At 64.7% G+C, this 23074-nt stretch carries 25 protein-coding genes; 8 read left to right on the top strand and 17 right to left on the bottom strand.

From position 1 onward, the window contains the following. Positions 1 to 7 precede the first annotated feature (7 nt). The 3 genes from gpmA (at position 8) to KKQ75_RS02765 (ending at position 3328) form a co-directional block, all read left to right on the top strand. Complete coding sequence (gene gpmA / locus KKQ75_RS02775; protein WP_213360108.1) at positions 8 to 751, top strand: 2,3-diphosphoglycerate-dependent phosphoglycerate mutase; 744 nt, start codon at positions 8 to 10, stop codon at positions 749 to 751. 207 nt (positions 752 to 958) lie between these two features. Further along, positions 959 to 2500 carry a S41 family peptidase gene (locus tag KKQ75_RS02770; RefSeq protein WP_213360106.1) on the top strand — a complete coding sequence of 514 codons (1542 nt, stop codon included), beginning with the start codon at positions 959 to 961 and terminating at the stop codon, positions 2498 to 2500. A gap of 72 nt (positions 2501 to 2572) precedes the next feature. After that, positions 2573 to 3328 (top strand): HesA/MoeB/ThiF family protein, encoded by a 756-nt coding sequence (locus KKQ75_RS02765; protein ID WP_213360104.1) that lies wholly within the window; start codon positions 2573 to 2575, stop codon positions 3326 to 3328. A 4-nt stretch (positions 3329 to 3332) separates the two neighbouring features. Here KKQ75_RS02765 and KKQ75_RS02760 read toward each other — a convergent pair whose 3' ends face one another. After that, complete coding sequence (locus tag KKQ75_RS02760) at positions 3333 to 3893, bottom strand: thermonuclease family protein (protein WP_213360102.1); 561 nt, start codon at positions 3891 to 3893, stop codon at positions 3333 to 3335. Between the two features lie 167 nt (positions 3894 to 4060). Between KKQ75_RS02760 and KKQ75_RS02755 the strand changes: the two genes are divergently transcribed. Next, positions 4061 to 4435 (top strand): response regulator, encoded by a 375-nt coding sequence (locus KKQ75_RS02755; protein WP_213362644.1) that lies wholly within the window; start codon positions 4061 to 4063, stop codon positions 4433 to 4435. 29 nt (positions 4436 to 4464) lie between these two features. Here the strand turns inward: KKQ75_RS02755 and KKQ75_RS02750 are convergent, their stop codons facing one another. Further along, positions 4465 to 5097 (bottom strand): response regulator, encoded by a 633-nt coding sequence (locus KKQ75_RS02750; RefSeq protein ID WP_213362643.1) that lies wholly within the window; start codon positions 5095 to 5097, stop codon positions 4465 to 4467. Positions 5098 to 5206: 109 nt separating this feature from the next. On the opposite strand from KKQ75_RS02750, the gene KKQ75_RS02745 reads away from it, so the two are divergent. From KKQ75_RS02745 to KKQ75_RS02730, 4 genes are all read left to right on the top strand, one after another. Beyond that, positions 5207 to 6550 carry a sensor histidine kinase gene (locus tag KKQ75_RS02745; protein WP_213360099.1) on the top strand — a complete coding sequence of 448 codons (1344 nt, stop codon included), beginning with the start codon at positions 5207 to 5209 and terminating at the stop codon, positions 6548 to 6550. A 123-nt stretch (positions 6551 to 6673) separates the two neighbouring features. After that, positions 6674 to 7048 carry a glycine zipper domain-containing protein gene (locus tag KKQ75_RS02740; protein ID WP_213360096.1) on the top strand — a complete coding sequence of 125 codons (375 nt, stop codon included), beginning with the start codon at positions 6674 to 6676 and terminating at the stop codon, positions 7046 to 7048. A gap of 176 nt (positions 7049 to 7224) precedes the next feature. After that, positions 7225 to 7602 (top strand): hypothetical protein, encoded by a 378-nt coding sequence (locus KKQ75_RS02735; RefSeq protein ID WP_213360094.1) that lies wholly within the window; start codon positions 7225 to 7227, stop codon positions 7600 to 7602. Next, positions 7595 to 8266: a hypothetical protein gene (locus KKQ75_RS02730; protein WP_213360091.1), complete on the top strand. Its 672-nt coding sequence runs from the start codon at positions 7595 to 7597 to the stop codon at positions 8264 to 8266. Before KKQ75_RS02735 ends, KKQ75_RS02730 begins: the two co-directional genes overlap by 8 nt. Before the next feature lie 90 nt (positions 8267 to 8356). Here KKQ75_RS02730 and KKQ75_RS02725 read toward each other — a convergent pair whose 3' ends face one another. From KKQ75_RS02725 to dnaX, 15 genes are all read right to left on the bottom strand, one after another. Then, on the bottom strand, positions 8357 to 8779 hold the full coding sequence (locus tag KKQ75_RS02725) for a BLUF domain-containing protein (RefSeq protein ID WP_213360088.1): 423 nt from the start codon (positions 8777 to 8779) through the stop codon (positions 8357 to 8359). A gap of 44 nt (positions 8780 to 8823) precedes the next feature. Further along, positions 8824 to 9531, bottom strand: a complete 708-nt coding sequence (gene folE / locus KKQ75_RS02720; protein WP_213360086.1) for a GTP cyclohydrolase I — start codon at positions 9529 to 9531, stop codon at positions 8824 to 8826. Between the two features lie 109 nt (positions 9532 to 9640). Beyond that, positions 9641 to 10453, bottom strand: coding sequence for an endonuclease/exonuclease/phosphatase family protein (locus KKQ75_RS02715; protein ID WP_213360084.1), 813 nt, complete (start codon positions 10451 to 10453; stop codon positions 9641 to 9643). 15 nt (positions 10454 to 10468) lie between these two features. Then, positions 10469 to 12277: an aspartate--tRNA ligase gene (gene aspS / locus KKQ75_RS02710; RefSeq protein WP_213360082.1), complete on the bottom strand. Its 1809-nt coding sequence runs from the start codon at positions 12275 to 12277 to the stop codon at positions 10469 to 10471. A gap of 49 nt (positions 12278 to 12326) precedes the next feature. After that, positions 12327 to 13067, bottom strand: a complete 741-nt coding sequence (locus KKQ75_RS02705; RefSeq protein ID WP_213360079.1) for a DUF502 domain-containing protein — start codon at positions 13065 to 13067, stop codon at positions 12327 to 12329. A gap of 21 nt (positions 13068 to 13088) precedes the next feature. Continuing rightward, the gene (locus tag KKQ75_RS02700; RefSeq protein WP_213360077.1) at positions 13089 to 13361 is read right to left on the bottom strand and encodes an FmdB family zinc ribbon protein; all 273 of its coding nucleotides are present in this window, start codon (positions 13359 to 13361) and stop codon (positions 13089 to 13091) included. 190 nt (positions 13362 to 13551) lie between these two features. After that, positions 13552 to 15024, bottom strand: a complete 1473-nt coding sequence (locus KKQ75_RS02695; RefSeq protein ID WP_213360075.1) for a sodium:solute symporter family protein — start codon at positions 15022 to 15024, stop codon at positions 13552 to 13554. 182 nt (positions 15025 to 15206) lie between these two features. Next, complete coding sequence (gene ubiB, locus KKQ75_RS02690) at positions 15207 to 16778, bottom strand: ubiquinone biosynthesis regulatory protein kinase UbiB (RefSeq protein ID WP_213360073.1); 1572 nt, start codon at positions 16776 to 16778, stop codon at positions 15207 to 15209. Beyond that, a complete protein-coding gene (locus KKQ75_RS02685; protein ID WP_213360072.1) occupies positions 16775 to 17362 on the bottom strand; it encodes a hypothetical protein in 588 nt (195 codons plus the stop codon). The genes ubiB and KKQ75_RS02685 overlap by 4 nt, the downstream gene beginning before the upstream one ends. 59 nt (positions 17363 to 17421) lie before the next feature. After that, positions 17422 to 18432, bottom strand: a complete 1011-nt coding sequence (locus KKQ75_RS02680) for a Tim44 domain-containing protein (RefSeq protein WP_213360071.1) — start codon at positions 18430 to 18432, stop codon at positions 17422 to 17424. A gap of 89 nt (positions 18433 to 18521) precedes the next feature. Beyond that, positions 18522 to 19253, bottom strand: coding sequence for a bifunctional demethylmenaquinone methyltransferase/2-methoxy-6-polyprenyl-1,4-benzoquinol methylase UbiE (ubiE, locus tag KKQ75_RS02675; RefSeq protein ID WP_091818034.1), 732 nt, complete (start codon positions 19251 to 19253; stop codon positions 18522 to 18524). 60 nt (positions 19254 to 19313) lie between these two features. Beyond that, entirely contained in the window at positions 19314 to 19742 is a 429-nt protein-coding gene (locus KKQ75_RS02670) for a gamma-butyrobetaine hydroxylase-like domain-containing protein (RefSeq protein WP_213360070.1), read from the bottom strand. A gap of 30 nt (positions 19743 to 19772) precedes the next feature. Next, the gene (gene recR, locus KKQ75_RS02665; RefSeq protein ID WP_213360069.1) at positions 19773 to 20363 is read right to left on the bottom strand and encodes a recombination mediator RecR; all 591 of its coding nucleotides are present in this window, start codon (positions 20361 to 20363) and stop codon (positions 19773 to 19775) included. A gap of 16 nt (positions 20364 to 20379) precedes the next feature. Further along, the gene (locus KKQ75_RS02660; protein ID WP_091818040.1) at positions 20380 to 20715 is read right to left on the bottom strand and encodes a YbaB/EbfC family nucleoid-associated protein; all 336 of its coding nucleotides are present in this window, start codon (positions 20713 to 20715) and stop codon (positions 20380 to 20382) included. A gap of 56 nt (positions 20716 to 20771) precedes the next feature. Beyond that, on the bottom strand, positions 20772 to 23066 hold the full coding sequence (gene dnaX / locus KKQ75_RS02655) for a DNA polymerase III subunit gamma/tau (RefSeq protein ID WP_213360067.1): 2295 nt from the start codon (positions 23064 to 23066) through the stop codon (positions 20772 to 20774). Positions 23067 to 23074: the final 8 nt, after the last annotated feature.

Here is a 23074-nt window from a genome sequence, read left to right as displayed (position 1 = left end):
GAGAGCCATGTACAAACTCGTCCTCATTCGCCACGGCGAATCCACCTGGAACCTCGAAAACCGCTTCACCGGATGGACCGATGTCGACCTGACGCCCACCGGCGTGTCGCAGGCCATGTCTGCCGGCAAGCTGCTCAAGGCCGAAGGCTGGGATTTCGACCTGTGCTACACCAGCGTGCTCAAGCGCGCCATCCACACCCTGTGGTACACGCTGGACGAAATGGACCGTACCTGGCTGCCCGTGGTCAAGGACTACCGCCTGAACGAGCGCCATTATGGCGGCCTGCAAGGCCTGAACAAATCCGAAACCGCGCAGAAGTACGGTGACGAGCAGGTGCTGGTCTGGCGCCGCAGCTACGACACGCCGCCGCCGCCCCTGACCGCCGACGATCCGCGCAGCGAGCGCGGCGACCGCCGCTACGCTGATCTGGCGCCCGAGCAGATCCCGCTGACCGAGTGTCTGAAGGACACCGTGGCCCGCGTGCTGCCGTTCTGGAACGAATCCATCGCACCCAGCATCCAGTCGGGCAAGCGCGTGCTGATCGCCGCCCACGGCAACTCCATCCGTGCGCTAATCAAGTACCTGGACAATATTTCCGACGAGGACATCGTCGGCGTGAACATCCCCAATGGCATTCCGCTGGTGTACGAACTCGACGCCGACCTCAAGCCGATCCGCCACTACTACCTGGGCGATGCCGCCGCTGCCGAAGCCGCCGCCAAGGCCGTGGCCCAGCAAGGCAAGAAGTAAGCACTGTTGCAGTCTGGTCAAGGGGTTTACGCCCCCTGACAACCGTTACAACCACACGAAAACCCCGCCACGCAGCAGTGGTGGGGGCCGTGTATAGTCCCTTCTGTATCACATAGACTGACGGGGCTCTGGCGCCTGCGATGGCAGGCGATCGCCCGATCAGGCACCACTGGGCCCGCAGGGAGCGGGCCGGGAGAAGGTAATTACATGGGTTCCAAGTTGAAAGCAGCCGGCTGGATGTCGGCAGGCATTCTGGCCGGTGCGCTGGCGACAGTGTCGTTCCAGACGGCCGCACGCAATGCCACTGATCCGCTGCCGCTCGAGGAGCTGCAGCAGCTTGCCGCGGTGTTCGGCATGATCAAGAGCAACTATGTGGAGCCCGTCAACGACAAGAAGCTGATCACCGATGCCATCTCCGGCATGGTGTCCGGCCTGGATCCGCATTCGCAGTACTTTGACAAGAAGGCCTTCAAGGAGTTCAAGGAAGGTACCAGCGGCAAGTTCGTGGGCGTCGGCATCGAGATCACGCAGGAAGACGGCCTGGTCAAGGTCGTCTCTCCCATCGAGGGCTCTCCCGCCGACAAGGCCGGCATCAAGGCCGGCGACCTGATCACGCGCATCGACGACAAGGCCGTGCGCGGCATGTCGCTCAACGACGCCATCAAGCGCATGCGCGGCAAGGCCGATACCAAGGTGGTGCTGACCATCTGGCGCAAGACCGAAAGCCGCACCTTCCCGGTGACCATCACCCGCGCCGAGATCCGCGCCCAGTCCGTGCGCACCAAGATGATCGAACCCGGTTATGGCTGGGTGCGCCTCACGCAGTTCCAGGAGCGCACCGTGCCCGACTTCGTGCGCAAGGTGAACGAACTCTACCAGCAGGATCCCAACCTCAAGGGCATCGTGCTGGATCTGCGCAACGACCCGGGCGGCCTGCTCGACGCTGCCGTGGCCGTCTCTGCCGCCTTCCTGCCGCAGGGCGTGCCGGTGGTCTCCACCAAGGGCCAGCTGGCAGAGAGCAACACCGTGTTCAAGGCCATTCCGCAGGACTATGCCCGCATGCTGGGCAGCGGCGATCCGCTGCGTGAACTGCCGGCCGCGCTCAAAAAAGTGCCGGTGGTGGTACTGGTGAACGAGGGCTCCGCCTCGGCGAGCGAGATCGTGGCCGGCGCGCTGCAGGACCACAAGCGCGCGACCGTGATGGGCTCGCAGACCTTCGGCAAGGGCTCGGTGCAGACGGTGCGTCCGCTCGGCCCCGACACCGGTCTGAAGATCACCACGGCCCGCTACTACACCCCCAGCGGCAAGTCGATCCAGGCCACCGGCATCATTCCCGACGTGATGGTCGATGAAACCGCCGAGGGCAGCCCCTACGCTATCCTGCGCATGCGCGAGGCCGATCTGGACCACCACATCAGCAACGGCCAGAAGGATGACAAGGTCGATCCTGCCAAGGAAAAGGAGCGCACCCAGGCGCGTGAGGAAGCATTGAAGAAGCTCGAGGCGGAAATGAAGAAATCGCCCGACGGCCTGAAGCTGCCGGAGTTCGGCAGCGAGAAGGATTTCCAGCTGCAGCAGGCGCTGAACAAGCTCAAGGGTCTGCCGGTCACGGCCAGCAAGACGCAGACCGTGCGCCCGCCCGAATCCAAGGACAAGGACGACGAAGACAAGCCGGCCGACAGCAAGGACAAGCCGGCCAGCAAGGCTCCGGCTGCCAGGCCGCCGGCCTCGGCCCCGGCGTCACGCTGACGCCCTGCTCCCCCAACGCACCCTCCGGGGTGCGTTTCCATTTTCACCCGGTGACCCCCAGAATCCTGCCCCATGAACGACGCCCAACTGCTGCGCTATTCCCGCCACCTGCTGCTCGAGGAAATCGATGTGGAAGGCCAGGAGCGGCTGCTGGCCTCGCATGCCGTCATCATCGGTGCCGGTGGACTGGGTTCGCCGGCCGCGCTGTACCTGACCAGCGCCGGCGTGGGCCGGCTGACGCTGGTGGACAACGACACGGTCGACCTGACCAACCTGCAACGCCAGATTGCGCATACCGAAGCGCGCGTGGGCCAGGCCAAGACCGAATCCATGCGCACCGCGCTGCAGCAGATCAACAGCGAGACGCAGATCCGCACGCTGAGCCAGCGCGCCGACGCCACGCTGCTGCGTGAACTGGCCGCCGGGGCCGACGTGATGCTGGACTGTACCGACAACTTCGCCACGCGCCAGCTGGTGAACCAGGCCTGCGTGCAGGAAGCTACCGATCTGGTCTGGGGCGCGGCCATCCGCTTCGATGCGCAGATCGGCGTATACCGCGCCAGCGATCCGCTCAGCCCCTGCTATGCCTGCACCTTCGACCCGCGCCACGTGCCCGAGGAAGAGCGCTGCGCCACCATGGGCGTGTTCGCACCGATTACCGGCATCGTCGGGTCGATCCAGGCGGCAGAGGCAATCAAGCTGCTGTGCGAATTGCCGAGTGAGTTGCACCATGCCATGCTGCTGATCAACGCCCGCCGCATGGCCTTCAGCAGCATCGGGCTGCAGCGCCAGGCGGCGTGCCCGGTGTGCGGCAAGGCCCACGCCTGAGGGCTCAGCGACGGGGCATGGGCGCCTGCCTTGGCGTGACGAAGCACGGGCCATGCTCGGCCCGGAAATAGCGCGGATAGCGCGCCTGCGGATCGGCAAACAGGCCCAGCCTCTCCTTCTGCGCGGCACGCTCCTCGGCCGCATAGGCCCCGCGCGTCCAGCGCGTGCGATAGGACCAGGCCTGCCCTTCGCGCACCATTACGGCCGCAATGTCCTGCCCGTCAGGAGCGTGTACCTGCGCGAGCTGGCGCCGGTAGCGGTCCTGCCCCTGCGCCCGCACGCGCACCGTGGCATGCAGCACCCAGCGTTCCAGAAAGCGTTGCGATTTCGCACCATGCGCCTGGCAGATTTCCGGCGCATCGATGCCCTCGATGCGCAGCTTGATGCGGCGCACTGCAGGCGGCGGCACCGCACCGTCCTGCGACGCGGCGGGGATAGCCAGCGGCAACACCCAGAGCGTATCCCCGTCTACCACACGCAACACCGTGGCATCGAAGGGCTCCGCAGCCTGCGCAGCCCCTTGCACCAGCAGCGCCAGGCAGGCATGACGCCAGCCTTTGCGCACAATCTCGAAAATCGAACTGTTGTGCTGTAATCCTTCTCCGACAGCCCGCGTTGCATCCTGATGGCATACTTGAAAAAAGGCGCGGGATATCCTGTGCATCATTGTTCAATTTCCGGGCTCGCTGCTCAACAGGCAGGCGTTCCCCTTTAATAGTGAGCCAACCGCAAGTGGGCCTGAAGGTTTACATCGTAGAAGACAACCCGGTCATCCGTGAGAATCTGGTGGATACGCTCCAGGAACTCGCCGATGCCGAAACCGTGGGTGTCGCCGCCACCGAGAAGGAAGGAGTCAACTGGCTGACTTCGCATCTTCCCGAGTGGGACTTGGCCATCGTCGACCTGTTCCTGCAGCAGGGAACCGGGCTGGGTGTGCTCGAGGCCTGCAAGGACCGGCCCGAGGACAAGAAGATGGTTGTGTTCAGCAACTACGCCACCAACGACGTACGCGACCGCTGCGTACAGATGGGTGTCGACAAGTTCTTCGACAAATCCCGCGAGATCGATGCCCTGATCGATTACTGCATCGAGATTTCCGAGCAGTAGTCAACCAGGGCCGGCATACAGCAGGCTGATCAGTCGATCAGCTTGTTTTTCAGTGCGTAATAGGTCAGGTCGCTGTTGGTTTGGAGGTTCATCTTCTCCATCAGGCGGGTACGGTAGGTGCTCACCGTTTTCACGCTCAGTGACAGCTCGTCGGCGATATCGCTGGCGGTCTCGCCCTTGGCGAGTTTGAGGAAGACCTGGAATTCGCGTTCGGACAGCTGCTCGTGCGGCAGCAGGTCATCGCCCTTGCCCAGTTGCTGGGCCAGCAGCTCGGCCACGCTGGCGCTGATGTAGCGCTTGCCCATGGCAATCGTGCGGATCGCCTTGACGATCTCCTCAGGATCGCATTCCTTGTTCAGGAAGCCGCTGGCCCCCTGGCGGATCAGGTTGGTGGCGTAATGCTCCTCGGGATAGCCGCTCAGGATCAGCACGCCCACGTCCGGCGCCTTGGCGCGGATCATGCCCAGCGCGTCCATGCCGCTTTGGCCGGGCATGGACAGGTCCATTACCAGCACATCCATGGGCTCGTTGCGCACCAGATCGATGGCCTCGCGCCCGCTGGCGGCTTCCCCGATCACCCGGAGATCCACCTGTTCCGCAAAAAACTGTTTCAGACCCGCACGGACAATGGCGTGGTCGTCTACGATACCTACCTTGATCATCAAGCCCTCCAGCGTGGTGATGACGGGTGCAACCGGAGATGGTGCACCCATGAACCAGCCGCCCATGTTAACTGTAGAGACCTTCACCAAGGGGTTCATGCACCCCTTTATGCGAAAAATTCTTACAGCACTGGTCTTCCTGACCTGTGCTGCGCTGCTGGTGATCAATGAAATCAACTTCCGTGCCACCAGCCTCGCCTTCGATGATGCGGCCGCCGCACGACGCGCCAATCTGCAGCTGCAATCGCTGATGCTGGCCGTTTCGGACGCGGAAAGCACCCAGCGCAGCTACCTGCTCACGGGCGACGAACGCTACCAGGCCGATTTCATCCAGCACATGAGCGACATCGACACGCAGGCCGGCCAGCTGGCGGCGAGCGCGCAGGTAGGCGTGCGCGACAGCGTCAATGCCCTGCTCGGACAGGTGCGCGAGAAGCAGAAGGTGATGAACGAGACGGTGCAGCTGCAGATGGCCGGCAACGTCGCGGGATGGCGCCGCATCGTCGACAGCGGCGTGGGCCGCGAGCTGATGCGCAAGATCCAGGCGCAGGGCGCACATGTGATTGCCTTCAACAACCTGCGTCTCAAGCGTTTCGACGTGCAGGCCCGGCAATCGCTGCACATGGCCCGGCTGGCCATGGCCGGCATGCTGCTGTTCGCGGTCGGCATGATCATCCTGATCTGGCGCCAGACCGTCACCAAGGAGCGGCGCGAGGCGCGCGTGCAACAATTGCTGGAGGCCGAGCGCACCCAGCTCGAAAAGACCGTCGAACAGCGCACGCACAGCCTGCGCCGGCTGGCCGCCCACCTGCAGCTGGTGCGCGAGGACGAACGCGGCCGCCTGGCACGCGAACTGCACGACGAACTGGGCGCCCTGCTCACCACGGCCAAGCTGGACGTGGCCCGCATGCGCACCAAACTGGATCGGAACAGCGAGGGAGCGCAGGACATGCTGGAACGCCTGGCCCACCTGGCGCAGATCCTCAACAACGGCGTGGCCCTCAAGCGCCGCATCGTGGAAGACCTGACGCCCAGCGCGCTGGGCAATCTCGGCCTGGTGCCGGCGCTGGAAAACCTCACGCGCGACTACGCCAGCAGCGCCGGCATCGCCGTCATCACGCGGCTGGAGCCGGTGCAGCTGGGCAAGGACAAGGCGCTCACGGTGTACCGCCTGGTGCAGGAGGCCCTGACCAACTGCAGCAAGTACGCCAGGGCCAGCCAGATCAGCGTGGAATTGTGGACCGTGGACGATCAGGCCCATGTGCGGGTGCGTGACGATGGCTGCGGCTTCGACACCAGCCAGCTGGCCACCGGCTCGCACGGTCTGGCCGGCATGCAATACCGGGTGGAAACCCAGCAGGGCTGCATCCGCATCGATTCGGCACCGGGGCGTGGCACCACCATCGCCGCGCAACTGCCGCAGGATCCCGTGCCGGAAAATGGCACCGTGTAGGGCGATTCCTACAGTCTGTCGTCCGCCGCATACAAATCGTTTGGTGCCGCGACTACCCTTGTAATCCTGCAGGCGGTTACCATATGAGTGTCGTCCCCACTATTCTTTCCAAAGGAGATACTCATGGACATGAACAACGTGCAAAATACCACTGACAAGGTCATCAACGAAGCTGCTGCCACCACCCATGAAGTGGCCGACAAGACCTTGAGTGCTGCCGGCGCCGCCATGGAAAATGCCAGCGACCGCCTGGGCGCTGCACGTGCCCGTGCCACCGAGGCCATCGACCATCTGGCCGAGCGCGCACAGCAATATGCCCGTGTCGGTATCGACAAGGCCTCCGACGCCCGCGACTACGCCAAGCGCAGCCTGCAGAACGCCGGTGACGCCACCAGCAGCTACGTCGAAGACCAGCCGCTGAAATCGATCGCCATCGCCGCCGGCGTGGGCGCAGCCACTGCTGCCCTGCTGATGATGCTGCGCGGCCGCGATCGCTGAGCCTGAGCCCGCCGGAGAGGCAGGCTCGGGACGGCCTCCAGGGAGGCAACTGATCAGCTGGCCCTGCCTTTTTCCGATGCGATCGCCGCAGTCGTGAGCCGCACCCCGGTGCGTGCCCGCTGCGGCTTTTTCATACCGTCCCCGCGGGCGGTCCTCTTTTCGATACAGGCGATCCCATGCTCCACCCCCTTCTCAAGGTCATGATCAAGAAGCCCGATCTGATCGTGACCCATATCGGCAACTACCTCGACCTGTTCCGCGAGGAGTCGATGGACGTTGCCGGCAATGCCGTACGTCGTCTGGTAGCCTGGGTGGTCGTCGCCATCACGCTTTCGCTGTTCCTGGTCTTTGCGGGCGTAGCCCTGATGCTCGGCCTGCTGCAGAACCAGTTCCACTGGGCGCTGGTCGCCGTGCCGGCCGTGCCGCTGCTGCTGGCACTGTTCGCCTTCGGCATGACGCGCAAGCCGGTGCTGAGCGCCGAAGTCGGCGAAGTCAAGCGCCAGTTCATGGCCGACATCGAAGCCTTCCATGTTGCTGGAGAGAAAGATGCCTGAGAACAATCCCGGCACCACAGAAACCCTCACCCCCTCGCAGCGCTTGGAACAGTCCCGGCGCGCTCTGCTGGAAATGATGCGCCCCGGCGCCACGGCCAGCCTCAAGGCAGCCCGGCAGGCTGCAGAGGGCGCCACCGTGCAGGCGCAGATGCCGGACGCTCCCAGTCCGGTCGTGGCCCAGGCCCCTTCCTTCGTGACTGCGGCAGCCACCGGGCCGGTACCACCGACGACGGCCGATGTCGAGGCGGCTGCCGCCTCCGACGCACTGGCACGTGAACTGCCGCCGCGCACCCCGCGGGTCGCCCGCCGCCCGGCACGTGCCTGGTCGCTATCCGGCCTGGTCGACAGCGACACCGGCCGCGCCCTCTCCACCGGCGCATTGGCCGCCCAGCGCCTGCTCAATGCCTGGTGGCGCCGCCATCCCATGCACATGGCCATCGAAATCGGCGAGCCACTGGTGCAGAAGTATGCGCGCCGCCATCCCTACCGCCTGCTGGCCATCGCGGCTGCGCTCGGTGCTGCCGTGGTGGTGCTCAAGCCCTGGCGCTGGAACGGCACGCGCCGCTGGGCTCGCAACAGCTTCAACCGCGAACTGCAGGGCATGAATTTCTCGCGCCTGTCGCAGATGGTGGTGGACAGCCTGCTGCACAACGGCAAGCGCTGAACTGAACGCTCTTGCGGCACCAGGCAAAACAGGCAGCTTCGGCTGCCTGTTTGTCATTGGAGAGCAGAAAGGGCCTGAGGCCCCGGCCGCTCAGGCGCGGCCGATGATGTTGGCCGTCGCTACCAGTTCCTGCAGCATCGCCAGCGCCATCTTGCCGGAGTTGGCATAGGGATTGAAATCCGCATGCTCGGAATACTTCAGCACGGTGGAGGTATTGAGGCGGGAGATGTCCACGCGCCCCATGGTCCAGCCGCTGTAGCTGCGCTCGCTGATTTCCTCGTAGTGCAGCAGCTCCACGTCGCTATGGTGCGGATCACGCAGGATGGTGGCGTACAGGCGGTTCACCTCGGTGCGGCTGCCTTCGAGCACCTGCATGAAGATGTTGCTGCTGTAGCACAGCGCACCGGTGATGCCGTGCTCGGCGTTGTAGTTGCGCGCGTGCTGCAGGATGTTGTCCAGGTCGTTCAGGGCGGCATCGGCGGCACGGCTCACGTATAACAGTCTGACCAGCATAAAAACTCCGTTGAATTAGGGGCGACAGCGGCGATCCCGGCCGCTCAGTTCTTGCGCGGAATCAGCGAGAGGAATTCGCGCCGCAGGTTGGGATCCTTGAGGAACACACCGCGCATGACCGAGTTGATCATCTTGCTGTCCATGTCCTTCACGCCGCGCCAGGCCATGCAATAGTGCGTGGCCTCCATCACGATGGCCAGGCCATCGGGGTGCGTCTTGTCCTGGATCAGATCGGCCAGCTGCACCACGGCCTCTTCCTGGATCTGCGGGCGGTTCATCACCCACTCGGCCAGGCGCGCATACTTGGACAGGCCGATCACGTTGGTGTGTTCGTTCGGCATGATGCCGATCCAGACCTTGCCGATCACCGGCACCAGATGGTGCGAGCAGGCGCTGCGCACGGTGATGGGGCCGACGATCATCAGCTCGTTCAGGCGCTCGGCATTGGGAAATTCGGTCAGCACCGGCTGCGGCACGTAACGGCCGCCAAATACCTCCTTCAGGTACATCTTGGCCACGCGGCGCGCGGTGGTGTCGGTGTTATGGTCGTTCTCGGTGTCGATCACCATGCTGTCGAGCACGCCCTGCAGCTTTTCCTCGACTTCGTCGAGCAACTGCTCAAGCTCTCCGGGCTGGAGAAACTCCGAGATGTTGTCATTGGCATGGAAGCGCTTGCGCGCGGCCAGGATGCGCTCGCGGATCTTGACCGATACCGGCGTGCCTTCGTCTTCGGCGGGAGAGGAGGATGTCATGAGGGTCTGGATGAATTCGGACTGCTGAAGCTGTAGAAGCATACCATCTGTAACCCGTGTCACCGCGAGGGATGACAATCAGCCCTGCTAGGATTGGGGCTGCCCGTGCTCAGCGGTCGAGTTCGAACTCGGCCACCAGCGGCAGGTGGTCGGACAGACGCGACCAGGAGCGGATGCCGGTGCTGCGCACCACCGAATCGAGCTGGGGCACGAACTGGCGCACACGGTGCAGGCCGCGCGAATAGACATGGTCCAGCTGTGCCAGCGGCAGGCGTGCCGGATAGGTGAAATGGGCGGCCGACTGGCATTCGCTGTGCAGGCCGCATTCGGCCATGATGGGCACCAGCTGCTTGCCCCAGTCGTTGAAGTCGCCCGCCACCACCAGCGGCTCGTTCCAGCCGATTTCGCGGTCGATGAATTCCTGCAACTGGCGAATCTGCCGCACGCGGCTCGCGGCGATCAGGCCCAGGTGCACCACGATCACATGCACCGGCTTGCCCTGCAGGTTGACCTCGCCATGCAGCAGGCCGCGCTGCTCGAAGCGGTGGTCCGACATGTCCTCATGCTTGTGCCGCACCACCTCGAAGCGGCTGAGCAGGGCATTGCCGTGCTCGCCGTGCTTGGTGATGGCGTTGGTCATGTACAGGGCGTGGTAGCCCTGCGGCTTGAGGAAGTCGGCCTGCCCCAGCTGCGGCCAGTTGGCGAAGCGGCGCTCGCCCTGGCGGTTCATCTTGCGCACTTCCTGCAGGCAGACGATGTCGGCATCGAGCTGCTGGATGGCCTGCTGCAGGTTATGGATTTCCAGCCGCTTGGCCGGGCCCATGCCCTGCACGCCCTTGTGGATGTTGTAGGTCGCCACCCGCAGCGTGCGCTGCGGCTCGTCGGTCGGCAGAATGCGCTCGGGAACCTGCGGGGGCGACATGCTTCAGGGCTCCGGTCAGGCGCTCTTGGCTTCGGCTGCAGCCGGGTTGCGCAGGCGGATGTGCAGTTCGCGCAGCTGCTTCTCGTCGACCATGCTCGGGGCCTGCGTCAGCAGGCACTGGGCACGCTGGGTCTTGGGGAAGGCAATCACGTCGCGGATGGATTCGGCGCGCGTCATCAGCGTGATCAGGCGGTCCAGACCGAAGGCCAGGCCACCGTGCGGGGGCGCGCCGTACTGCAGCGCATCCAGCAGGAAGCCGAACTTTACCTGGGCATCTTCCGGCGTGATCTTCAGTGCGCTGAACACCTTGCTCTGCACTTCGGCGCGGTGGATACGGACGGAGCCACCACCCAGTTCCCAGCCGTTCAGCACCATGTCGTAGGCCTTGGCCACGCACTTGGACGGGTCGCTGTCCATGTAGTCCTCGTGACCGTCCTTGGGCGAGGTGAAGGGGTGGTGCATGGCGTTCCAGCGGTCGTCTTCCTCGTCGTATTCGAACATCGGGAAATCGACCACCCACAGCGGCGCCCAGCGGTCCTCGAACAGGCCGTTCCTCTTGCCAAACTCGCTGTGACCCACCTTCAGGCGCAGTGCGCCGATGGCGTCGTTGACGATCTTGGCCTTGTCGGCGCCGAAGAAGATCAGGTCGCCGTCCTGGGCGCCGGTGCGCTCAAGAATCACGTTCAGGGCGGCATCGTGCAGGTTCTTGACGATCGGGCTCTGCAGGCCTTCGCGGCCCTTGGCCTTCTCGTTGACCTTGATCCAGGCCAGGCCCTTGGCGCCGTAGATCTTGACGAACTCGGTGTAGCCGTCGATCTCGCCGCGGCTCATCTGGCCGCCCTGCGGCACGCGCAGCGCCACTACGCGGCCACCCGGGGTGGTTGCCGGCGTGGAGAACACCTTGAAGTCCACATCCTTCATTACGTCGGTCAATTCGGTGAACTGCAGCTTCACGCGCAGGTCGGGCTTGTCGGAACCGTACAGGTGCATGGCGTCGGCATACTGCATGACCGGGAACTCGCCCAGATCCACATCCATGGTGTTGCGGAACACCTGCTTGATCATGTCCTGGAACAGTGCGCGGATCTCGTCTTCGCCCAGGAAGGAAGTCTCGATGTCGATCTGCGTGAATTCGGGCTGACGGTCGGCGCGCAGGTCTTCGTCGCGGAAGCACTTGGTGATCTGGTAATAGCGGTCGTAGCCGGCCACCATCAGCAGCTGCTTGAACAGCTGGGGCGACTGCGGCAGCGCGAAGAAGTGGCCATCGTGCACGCGGCTGGGCACCAGGTAGTCGCGCGCGCCTTCGGGCGTGCTCTTGGTCAGCATCGGCGTTTCGATGTCGATGAAGCCGTTGGCGTCGAGGAACTTGCGCACTTCCATCGCCACCTTGTAGCGCAGCATCAGATTGCGCTGCATGTAGGGGCGGCGCAGGTCCAGCACGCGATGCGTCAGACGGGTGGTTTCGCTCAGGTTGTCGTCATCGAGCTGGAACGGGGGCGTGACGGAGGCGTTCAGCACGTTCAGTTCGTGGCAGAGCACCTCGATCTTGCCGGTGGTGATATTGTCGTTGGTGGTGCCTTCGGGGCGTGCGCGCACCAGGCCCTTGACCTGCACGCAGAACTCGTTGCGCAGGTCTTCGGCCACCTTGAACATCTCGGGGCGGTCCGGATCGCAGACCACCTGCACATAGCCTTCGCGGTCGCGCAGGTCGACGAAGATCACGCCACCGTGGTCGCGACGGCGGTTGACCCAGCCGCACAGGGTTACAGTCTGGCCCAGCAGGGCTTCGGTCACCTGACCGCAATAGATCGAACGCATTGCCATTTTTTCTCAGTCTTTCTGGTCCCGCAGACGGCGCGGGACATGCTTGATGTTAATCGGTCTTTTCAGGGCTTGCGGGCGGCGCCGGGGGAGCGGGCGCAGCGGGGGGTGCAGCAACCGGCAAAGGCTTGCCTGCAATCCCGCCCTTGCGCGACAGACCGCCCACGTGCTCGGGCGGCACCACCACACCCATGGAAATGATGTATTTGAGCGCCTCGTCCACCGTCATGTCGAGCTCGATCACGTCTTCGCGCGCCATCATCAGGAAGAAGCCCGAGGTGGGGTTGGGCGTGGTCGGCACATAGACGCTGACGTGCGCGCCGGGCAGGTGGTGCGCCACCTCGCCGCCGGGATGGCCGGTGAGGAAGGCCACAGTCCATGATCCATGGCGCGGATACTGCACCAGCAGCGCCTTGGAGAAGGCCTTGCCGCTGCCGGAGAACAGCGTGTCGGACACCTGCTTGACGCTGCTGTAAATGGAGCGCACCACCGGAATGCGCGCCATCAGCGCGTCCCACTGGCGGATCCACCACTGGCCGACGATGTTGGCCGCCAGCGTGCCGGTGAGCAGAATGAGCAGACCCAGCGCGAGCACACCGATGCCGGGAATCTTCATCACGGCCTGCGCCATGCCGGTCAGGCCGGGCACCACGGCCTCGATGGTGGCCAGGATGCTGACGAAGATACCGTCCAGCATGCCGAGCAGCCACATGAGCACCCAGACGGTGATCACCAGCGGCAGCCATACCAGCAGGCCGGCGATGAAATATTGTTGGAGCTTGCTCTTAAACATGCTGGGTGCGGAAAAAGGGAATCAGTCCTTGGCGGTGGATGCCGGGCAGGACGCGCAGGCGCTGCTTTCGGCTGCAGGCTGGCTGGGAGCTGCAGCGCTGGTGCCGCCCTGGCCGCCACGGAAATCGGTTGCATACCAGCCGGAACCCTTGAGCTGGAAGCCGGCCGCAGTTACCTGCTTGCGAAAGCTGTCGGCGCCGCAGGAGGGGCAAATGCTCAGGAGAGGGTCATTGATTTTCTGCAGGACATCGGCGCTGTGGCCGCAGGCTTCACAACGGTAGGCGTAAATCGGCATGGCTCTTCAGGAAGGGAACAGACAGGGACACCTGCCGGAACTGGCAGGGCAACTAGTGATTATAAAGTCCGGCCATGACTTGCGCTTGAAGATGACTCGGGCTGGCACCCCTGAAGCAGCGTACGCACCACATGGGCCGATCAGGGCAAGGTCCGGAACGCCCCATGCGCTTGAACGCATGGGCACCCCATCAGGCGATCAGGCGCCCTTCCACTTCGGGCGAGCCCTCGAAGTGCGGCACGCGGCCACGGTCCTGGTCAATCCACTGCGGCAGCAGCGAGCCGGCCACCATGCCCACGCCCGAGGCGATCACGCCGGCCAGCTGCTGCGGGAAGGCCTCGCCCCAGCCCCGCACGAAGATGAACAGCAGCCACACGCCCACGCCCAGCACCACCGAAAAGATGCCGCCCTGGGTGGAGGCACGCTTCCAGTACAGGCCGGCCACCAGCGGAACGAAGGCGCCGACCAGCGGCACCTGGTAGGCACCGGACACCATCTCGTAGATCGAGGTGCCTTCCATCAGGATGGCGTACACCAGCACGATGCCGGCAAACACCAGCACGGAGATGCGCATGGCAAACAGCGTGGCCTTGTCGCCCATGTTGCGCACGAAGTGACGCAGGATGTTTTCGACGAAGGTCGTGGTGGGCGCCAGCAGCGTGGCCGAGGCGCAGGACTTGATGGCAGAGAGCAAGGCACCGAAGAACACCACCTGCATGATGAAGGGCATTTTCTGCATCACCAGCGTGGGCAGCACCTTCTGCGGATCGTCGGCGATCAGCGCGCTGGTCTGCTCGGGCATCACGATCAGCGCCGTGGCCACCAGGAAGATCGGCACCGCGGCAAACAGGATGTACATGCTGCCGCCAATCACCGGCCCCCAGGTGGCGGCACGCACGTCCTTGGCCGACATCACGCGCTGGAACACGTCCTGCTGCGGGATGGAGCCCAACATCATGGTGATGGCCGCGGCAAAGAAGAAGATGATGTCGTGCCACTTCGGCTCGGGCCAGAAGCGGAACAGGTCCTTGCTGGTGGCCAGATCCAGCACCGGCTGCACGCCGCCGGCCATGTCGCTGGCGTAATAAGCCAGCAGCAACAGGCCCACGATCAGCACAATCATCTGGATGAAATCCGTCACCGCCACCGACCACATGCCGCCAATGAGGGTGTAGATCAGGATGGACAGCATGCCCAGCACCATGCCCATCTGCACCGACACCGAGCCTTCGCTCAGCAGGTTGAACACCACGCCCAGTGCCGCCACCTGAGCCGACACCCAGCCCAGATAGCTGATCATGATGATGATGGAGCAGAAAACCTCGACGAAGGTGCCGTAGCGCACGCGGTAGTAGTCGCTGATGGTCAGCAGATCCATCTTGTAGAGCCGGCCCGCGATGAACAGGCCGACCAGGATCAGGCAGGTGCCAGCGCCGAAGGGATCCTCGACGATGCCGCCCAGGCCATCCTGCATGAACTTGGCCGGAATGCCCAGCACCAACTCGGATCCGAACCAGGTGGCAAAGGTCAGCGTGATGATCATCGCCAGCGGCAGGTGGCGGCCGGCCACGGCGAAGTCGGCCGTGTTCTTCACACGGCGCGCCGCATACAGGCCGATGCCGATGGTGATCAGCAGGTAAACGAGGACCAGGGTAATCAGCACAGGGGGTGTCTCCGCGAGGCTTCAGACGTTGCAGCGTGCAACAAAATCAGCGCATTATCGCGGCAAAGTGGCTCTGTGCGGGCGTGCTAGCGTAGCAGTCTGCCCTGCCCCGCCTTGCACTTTTGGATATGCGGCACATTTGCCACACTGCTGGGCCCCCGCAGGCACGGCTGAGCGCCCGATCAGCCCAGTTGTACGCGGATGAACACCTGCATGGCCAGCATGCCCAGCGCAAAGCCAACGGCGCCGTACACCAACCCCTGCAGCAGGCGGTTGGTACGCTTCTGCTCGGCCAGCAGGGCCAGCAGCTCGCGGTTCTGCACCGGCTGGCTTTCGGCGCCCTGCTTCAGGTAGCCGTGCAGCAGGCGCGGCAGGTGCGGCAGCATGCGCGCCAGATGCGGCACCTCGTTCTTCAGCTCGGTCAGGAAGCGCTTGGGGCCCAGCTCGTCCAGCATCCACTTCTCGAGGAAGGGCTTGGCGGTGCTCCACAGATCCAGATCGGGGTCGAGTTCGCGGCCTAGGCCCTCGATGTTGAGCAGCGTCTTCTGCAGCAGGGTGAGCTGCGGCTGGATCTCGACGTTGAAGCGGCGCGAGGTCTGGAACAGGCGCATCAGCACGATGCCGAGCGACAGCTCCTTGAGCGGACGGTCGAAATACGGTTCGCACACGCCGCGCACCGCAGCCTCCAGCTCGTCCACGCGGGTGGTGGCAGGCACCCAGCCACTCTCGATGTGCAGCTCGGCCACGCGCTTGTAGTCGCGGCGGAAGAAGGCGATGAAGTTCTGCGCCAGGTATTCCTTGTCGTTCTCGGTCAGCGTGCCGACGATGCCGAAATCGAGCAGGATGAACTGGCCGAAGCTGCCCGGCTCCACACTCACCTGCAGGTTGCCCGGATGCATGTCGGCATGGAAGTAGCCGTCGCGGAAGACCTGCGTGAAGAAGATGTTGACGCCGTCGCGGGCCAGTTTCTTGATGTCCACGCCCAGGGCGCGCAAACGGTCCACCTGACTGATCGGAATGCCGTTCATGCGCTCCATCACCAGCACGTCCTGCGAGACCAGGTCCCAGTACATCTCGGGAATGCGCACCAGATCCAGGCCTTCCATGTTGCGGCGCAGCTGCGCGGCGTTGGAGGCCTCGCGCACCAGATCCAGCTCGTCGTGCAGGTACTTGTCGAACTCGGCCACCACTTCGCGCGGCTTGAGGCGGCGTCCGTCCTCGCTCAGGCGCTCGACCCAGCCGGCCATCATGCGCATCAGGCTCAGATCGCTTTCGATCACGCCCAGCATGCCGGGACGGAGCACCTTGACCGCGACGTCCTTCTCGACGCCCTGGCGCGTGCGCACCTTGGCAAAGTGCACCTGCGCGATGGAGGCGCTGGCCACGGGCACGCGGTCGAACTCGGTGAACAGCGTGTCGATCGGCTTGCGGAAGGCGCGCTCGATGGTCCCTACCGACACCTCTGCCGGGAACGGAGGCACGCGGTCCTGCAGTTGCGACAGCTCGACCGCCACATCGGGCGGCAGCAGGTCACGCCGGGTGGAGAGCACCTGGCCGAACTTGATGAAGATGGGGCCCAGGCTTTCGAGCGCCATGCGCAGGCGCGCGCCGCGCGGCGTGTTGTAGCGGCGGCCCAACGTGAGCACGCGCGAAAGCAGGCGCAGACCGCCGTGCGGGGCGGAAGACAGCAGCAGATCGTCCAGTCCGTAGCGGAAGAACACCCAGACGATGTACGCACCACGGAAAAATTTCATGAACTGTGGCTTTCGCGTTTCTGTTCGTCCGCGGTCTTGCTACCAGGCATGGCCGGGGCCACCTTGTTGACCACGCTGCGGGCCGCATCGGCAATGCCGCGCACGCCGCGGGCGATGGTGTGGGCCGGCACATCGCCGATCACACGCGCCAGGTCTTCTTCCACATCCCAGCGCAGGTGGTCGGCCATCCAGTTGATTTCGGCAGCGAGCTGCACATCGCCCTCGATGCGCACGGTGGGCTTGTCACCCTTCATGGCCGATTGCGCCATGGCCCAGGGAGACTGCTCCTCGACGGTGATGGTCAGATCCGGCACATGCCCGGCTTCCGCCAGATCGAACAGTCCTGCGGGAGTGACCTGCAGACGCATCTCGAAATGGCGCCAGCGCGCCAGCACCACCCGCTCCTTCTGACGGGCCAGGCGGTTCTGCGCCTCGGGCTCCTGCATCACCACATGGTTGAGCAGCAGCACCATGCGACGCTGCCCTTCGTGCATCAGCCATTGCGGCGGAGCCAGCTTGCCCAGCAGGCCGGAAGCGGAATCGGCCAGACGGCCCAGAAAAGAAAAGGGAGACTGTGTATCCATAGTCTCCCATTCTCCCCGATTTTCAGGCGCGCACCGCAAGATGCGCGTTGCAATTCGTATTAGTGCGAGGCCTGCACTCCGGCCACCTGCATGGCCTGCACGCCAGCCACCAGCCAGCCGGCCCCGCCACTCTTGGCCTTGCTCATGTTCCACACTTCGTGGAACGGGCTGGCCCCGGCGGATTCGTCCTCCTTGACCAGGCCGGAGAACTCGACGCTGGCCAGGTAGTCGGTCGGCGTTTCCTCGATGCCGAGCAGTTGCGCTTCGAGCATCTGCACCTCGGTCTTGTTCGGCTTGCCGGCCGCTTCGGCCTCGCGCTCGGCCAACTGCTGACGGATCTCGCCCAGCATTTCGTCGGTCATCATGGCGCGCAGGCTGCTGACGTCGCCGCGATCCCATGCGTCTTGCAGGGTGACGAAGTTGCGCTTGGCAGCGTCCAGGAAGCCCTGCACGTCGAAACCGGCCGGAATGCCCCAGTTCTGCGAGCCGGCCAGGCCGGAGCCGATCATGCTGCCACCGGCAGCCTGCTCGGCCTGAAAGGCTACGCCCTGGCTGCCCTGGCTTTCCCAGGGGCGTGCGGATGCGTCATTGCCCACATTCTTGGGGTTGTAGCCCTGCGGGGCTGCTGCACCACCCTGGTAGGCAGGCACCGGGCCGCGCGCTGCAGGAGCGGACGAGGAGCGGCGGAACATGCGGAACATGCGGAACAGCATCAGGCCGCCCATCACGAGCAGCAGGATCATGAGCATGTTGGCAAAGCCTTCGCCAAAGCCCAGCGCGTTGGCCAGCCAGGCGAGGCCCAGGCCGGCGGCCAGACCACCCAGAATGCCGCCCCAGGGCTTGCGCTGCGGCGTGGTCTGTGCCGGAGCCGTCTGGTTGGCCGTGCGGCCGGGCTGCGTCTGCTGCATGCCGGCGCCGGGCTGGCCGGGCGCGGTCGGGGTGGATTGCTGCTGCGTCACATTGGACGATTGGCGGCCGAACGACTTGCCGCCGCCCATGCGCTTGGCTTCGGCATGCAGGCTGGTGACGGACAGGACGACTGCCAACAGGACTGGCATGAGTCTTCGCATGGAATGGCTCCTTTGAGTGGGGTTTGAAAAACTGCTTTTCCCCACGTGGGGACGCATGCACCGATTGCAATGGCTGTGTTACCGATGCATCAGCATTTGATGCCGACGTGCAGAGCCACCACACCCGCCGTCAGGTTGTGGTAGTCCACATGGCCGAAGCCGGCCTGTTTCATCAGGCCCTTGAGTTCTTCCTGGCCGGGGTGCATGCGGATGGATTCGGCCAGGTAGCGGTAACTGTCGGCATCGCCGGCCACCAGCTGGCCCAGGCGCGGCAGGATGTTGAAGCTGTACCAGTCGTAGGCTTTCTCCAGCGGCTTGGCCACCTTGGAGAATTCCAGCACCAGCAGCTTGCCGCGCGGCTTGAGCACGCGGTTCATTTCCTTCAGGGCCGCATCCTTGTGCGTCATGTTGCGCAGGCCGAAGGCCACGCTGACCACGTCGAAATGGTTGTCGGGGAATGGCAGCTTTTCGGCATCGCACACCACCGTGGGCAGCACCAAGCCCTTGTTCAGCAGGCGGTCGCGGCCGGTGCTGAGCATCGCAAAGTTGATGTCGGTATGCACCACCTGGCCGCTGCTGCCCACTTTCTTGGCAAAGGCCAGCGACAGGTCGCCGGTGCCACCGGCGATATCGAGCGCGCGATCGCCCTCCTTCAGGTTGGCCACCATCAGGGTGTAGGCCTTCCAGGCGCGGTGCAGGCCGCCCGACATCAGGTCGTTCATGACGTCGTACTTGGAGGCGACGGAATCGAACACGCCGCGCACGCGCGTGGCCTTGTCCTTCTCGTCGACGGTTTCAAAACCGAAATGGGTCTGGCTCATGGGGGAGGTCCTTGGCGGAAAATGGGGCTGACGGCAATTCTACGCTGCGGGGTGGCCTGTTCAGTGGCCGCAGCCGCCGCTGCCGCAACCCTGGGCGGGTTTCAGCGACGGCAATTCCTCGTCTCGCGAGGCCCCTGCCGCCTGCAGGCGCTGCTCGTATTCGGCCCACAGGCGCGGCTGCTCGGTGCCCAGCCAGTAGAGGTAATCCCAGGAATAGATCCCGCTTTCATGCCCGTCGCTGAAGCGCGGCTGGATCGCATAGTGGCCTACCGGCGCCAGATCGACGATGTCGACCAGACGCTTGCCGGTCTGCAGCACTTCTTGTCCGGCACCATGGCCCTTCACTTCGGCCGAGGGGGAATAGACGCGCATCAGCTCGAACGGCAGCAGGAAGCTCTTGCCGTCGGCAAAGGCCACCTCGAGCTGGCGCGAGCGGGCGTGGACGGTGATGTTGGTGGGTTGCGGCGTATCGGGGGTCAGGCCAGCCATGGAAAGCTCCGGTCAACAGGGAAGACCGCCTCAGCGGCGGTCGTGCAGGGCATGGGCAATGGTACCGAGATCGACATATTCGAGTTCGCTGCCGGCAGGAACCCCGCGTGCCAGGCGGGTCACCTTGAGGCCGCGCGCCTTGAGGCGCTCGCTCAGCACATGGGCTGTGGCCTCGCCTTCGGCGGTGAAGTTGGTGGCCAGGATCACTTCCTGCACCACGCCGTCACTGGCGCGGTCGAGCAGACGATCCAGGCCGATGTCCTGCGGGCCGATGCCATCGAGCGGGCTGAGCTTGCCCATCAGCACGAAATACAGGCCCTTGAAGGCCTGGGTGCGCTCCAGCGCGGACTGGTCGGCCGGGGTTTCGACCACGCAGAGCTTGCTGCGGTCGCGGCTGGCATCCAGGCAGGTGTCGCACACCTCCTGTTCGGTAAAGGTGTGGCACAGGCGGCAATGGTGCACGCTGTCGCAGGCATGTTGGAGCGCCTGCGCCAGCTGGCGTGCACCGGCGCGATCGTGCTGCAGCAGGTGGAATGCCATGCGCGAGGCCGACTTGACGCCCACCCCCGGCAGGCGCCGCAATGCCTCGACCAGTACCTGGAGCGCGTGCGCCTGGGCCACTACTTGTGTCGCCCGCTCAGAAGGGGAACTTCATGCCGCCGGGCAGACCGGGCATGCCGGCCGGCATCACCTTGGACATCTTTTCCTGGCTGACTTCCTCGGCCTTGCGCACGGCGGCGTTGAAGGCGGCGGCCACCAGGTCTTCCAGCATGTCCTTGTCGTCTTCCAGCAGGCTGGGATCGATCTCGATGCGCTTGACGTCGTGCTTGCAGGTCATGGTCACCTTGACCAGACCGGCGCCGGATTCGGCCTGCACCTCGACGTTGGCCAGTTCATCCTGGGCCTTCTTGAGGTTGTCCTGCATGGCCTGGGCCTGCTTCATCAGGCCGGCGAGTTGTCCCTTGTTGAACATGGAATTGCCTTTCGTAGCTTGTGTGTGGATGGGAGGTTGGTGCCCGTGGCTGGCGCTCAGGCGCCTTGCGGACCAGGCTCCCGGGTAAACCGGATGGACCCCGCAACAGGCTGCGCGTCCAAGTCGCGCATCATAGCCTGAACATACGGATGTCCGATGAAGGTCTGTTCGGCGCGCTCCTGCTCGGCGGCGCGTGCCTTGGCCAGGCGCAGGCCGGGCGTATCGACGACACGGCCGCACTCGATGCGCAGCAGCACCGCGTGGCCCAGCTCGGCCAGCGCGCCTTCGAGGCGCTTGCGGCTGCCTTCGTGGTTGAGGGTCTCGTTTTCGACGCGGATGGTCCAGAGGGCCTGGGTGGCATCCGCCTCTTGGGCTGCCTGCTGCAGCAGTTGCGACTGCAGCAGCAGTTCGCGGGCGATGCCGGTCAGCAGGCTGCGCTCGATCAGGGTTTCGGCCAGGGCGTGCCAGGTTTCTCCGAGCTCGGTGGGAACCAGGCGGCGGCCGCTGGGCGGGGTCGCGGTGCTAGGCGGACGCTCGATGCGGGGGGCGGGAAGCTCCACGACCGGGAGCACCAGGGTAGCCTCGCCTTGCTGCGGGAGCGGCATGCGGTCCGGCTGGGGATGGGGCTGTGCCAGCGGCTGGCCTTCGTCCTGCGCCTGGTATTCGGGGGGAATGTGCTCCCAGGGGGCGATTGAGACCGGGGCTGACGGCGGGGCAACCTGCCGCGTTGTCGCTGGCGGACTGTCTTGCGTGCCTCCTTCTGCCTCGGGCGGCATGGCTGCAGGTTCGTGCGGTGTTGCCCCGGTGGCGCCGTTTTCACTGCAGGATTCCGGGTCTTCTGCGCTGCGGGTTTGGGCCTCCAACGACTGGGCGGCATGCACCGATACGGCTGGCATCCGGACCTCTGTCGATCCGGATTCGGCTCGCGGCGCAATGCCGGGCGCGGGCATCACCTCTGCTGTGTCCGACTGCGTTCCGGCCGGAACGATGCCAGCTCCCGAGGCAGGTGCAGGTGCAGGTGCAGGTGCAGGTGCAGGTGCAGGTGCAGGTGCAGTTGCAGTTGCAGTTGCAGGTGCCGGAGCCGGAGCCGGAGCCGGAGCCGGAGCCGGAGCCGGAGCCGGAGCCGGAGCCGGAGCCGGAGCCGGAGCCGGAGCCGGAGCCTCCAGATTATTCAGAGTTTTTTTTTCAGCCGTGCTGCCAAGCGCAGCAGCCGGTACCGTCTGCACACCCTGCCCCTGGGGCTGCTGGAACGCCAGCAGACGCAGCAGGATCATGGTCAAGGCGGCATATTCGTCGGGCGCCAGACCCAGTTCGTTGCGGCCATGCAGGCACAGGCTGTAGAGCAGCTGGGTCTCGTCCGGGGGCATGAGTGCCGAGAGGCGGCGGATTTCGGCTTCATCGGGGTTTCCGTCATCGCCGGCCTGGGGCACCATCTGCCACACGGCCATGCGCTGCAGGATGCGCGTCATGTCTTCGAGCGCATGTGCCGCCGACAGGCCATGCATCTGCAGGGCCTCTACCACTTCCAGCACCTGGGCCGGGGCGCGCCCTGCCAGTGCCTCGATCAGGCGGAATACATAACTGCTGTCCACGCTGCCGAGCATTTGGCGAATCGACGCGAGTTGCAGGCCTTCCGCCCCGCCCTGCCCCGCGCTGAAGGCAATGGCCTGGTCGGTTAACGACAGGGCATCGCGCATGGAGCCACGCGCAGCACGCGCCAGCAGGTGCAGCGCACCGGGATCAGCAGTGATCTGCTCCGCCTGCAGCACGTGCTGCAGATGCTGGAACACGGTCTCCGGCACCATGGGCCGCAGATTGAACTGCAGGCAGCGGCTCAGCACCGTTACCGGCACCTTCTGCGGATCGGTGGTGGCCAGCACGAATTTCAGGTACTCCGGCGGCTCTTCCAGCGTCTTGAGCATGGCGTTGAACGCCGTATTGGTCAGCATGTGCACTTCGTCGATCATGAAGACCTTGAAGCGCCCCTGCACCGGCTTGTAGACAGCCTGTTCAAGCAGCCCCTGTACCTCGTCCACGCCGCGGTTGGAGGCGGCATCAAGCTCGGTGTAATCGACAAAACGGCCGGCATCGATCTCGGTACAGGCCTGACAGACGCCGCAAGGCTGGGACGTGACGCCGCCCTGCCCGTCCGGCCCCGTGCAGTTGAGCGACTTGGCCAGGATGCGCGAGACGGTGGTCTTGCCGACGCCGCGTGTGCCGGTGAACATGTAGGCGTGATGCAGGCGCCCGGTCGTCAGCGCGTTCGTCAGCGCCTGCACGACATGCTCCTGCCCCACCATTTCGGAGAAGGTCTTGGGACGGTATTTGCGGGCGAGCACCAGATAGGACATGGCGCTAT

The sequence above is a fragment of the Brachymonas denitrificans genome (genome assembly GCF_907163135.1).
Lineage (GTDB): Bacteria > Pseudomonadota > Gammaproteobacteria > Burkholderiales > Burkholderiaceae_C > Brachymonas > Brachymonas denitrificans_A.
This window is presented reverse-complemented; position numbering and strand designations above follow the sequence as displayed.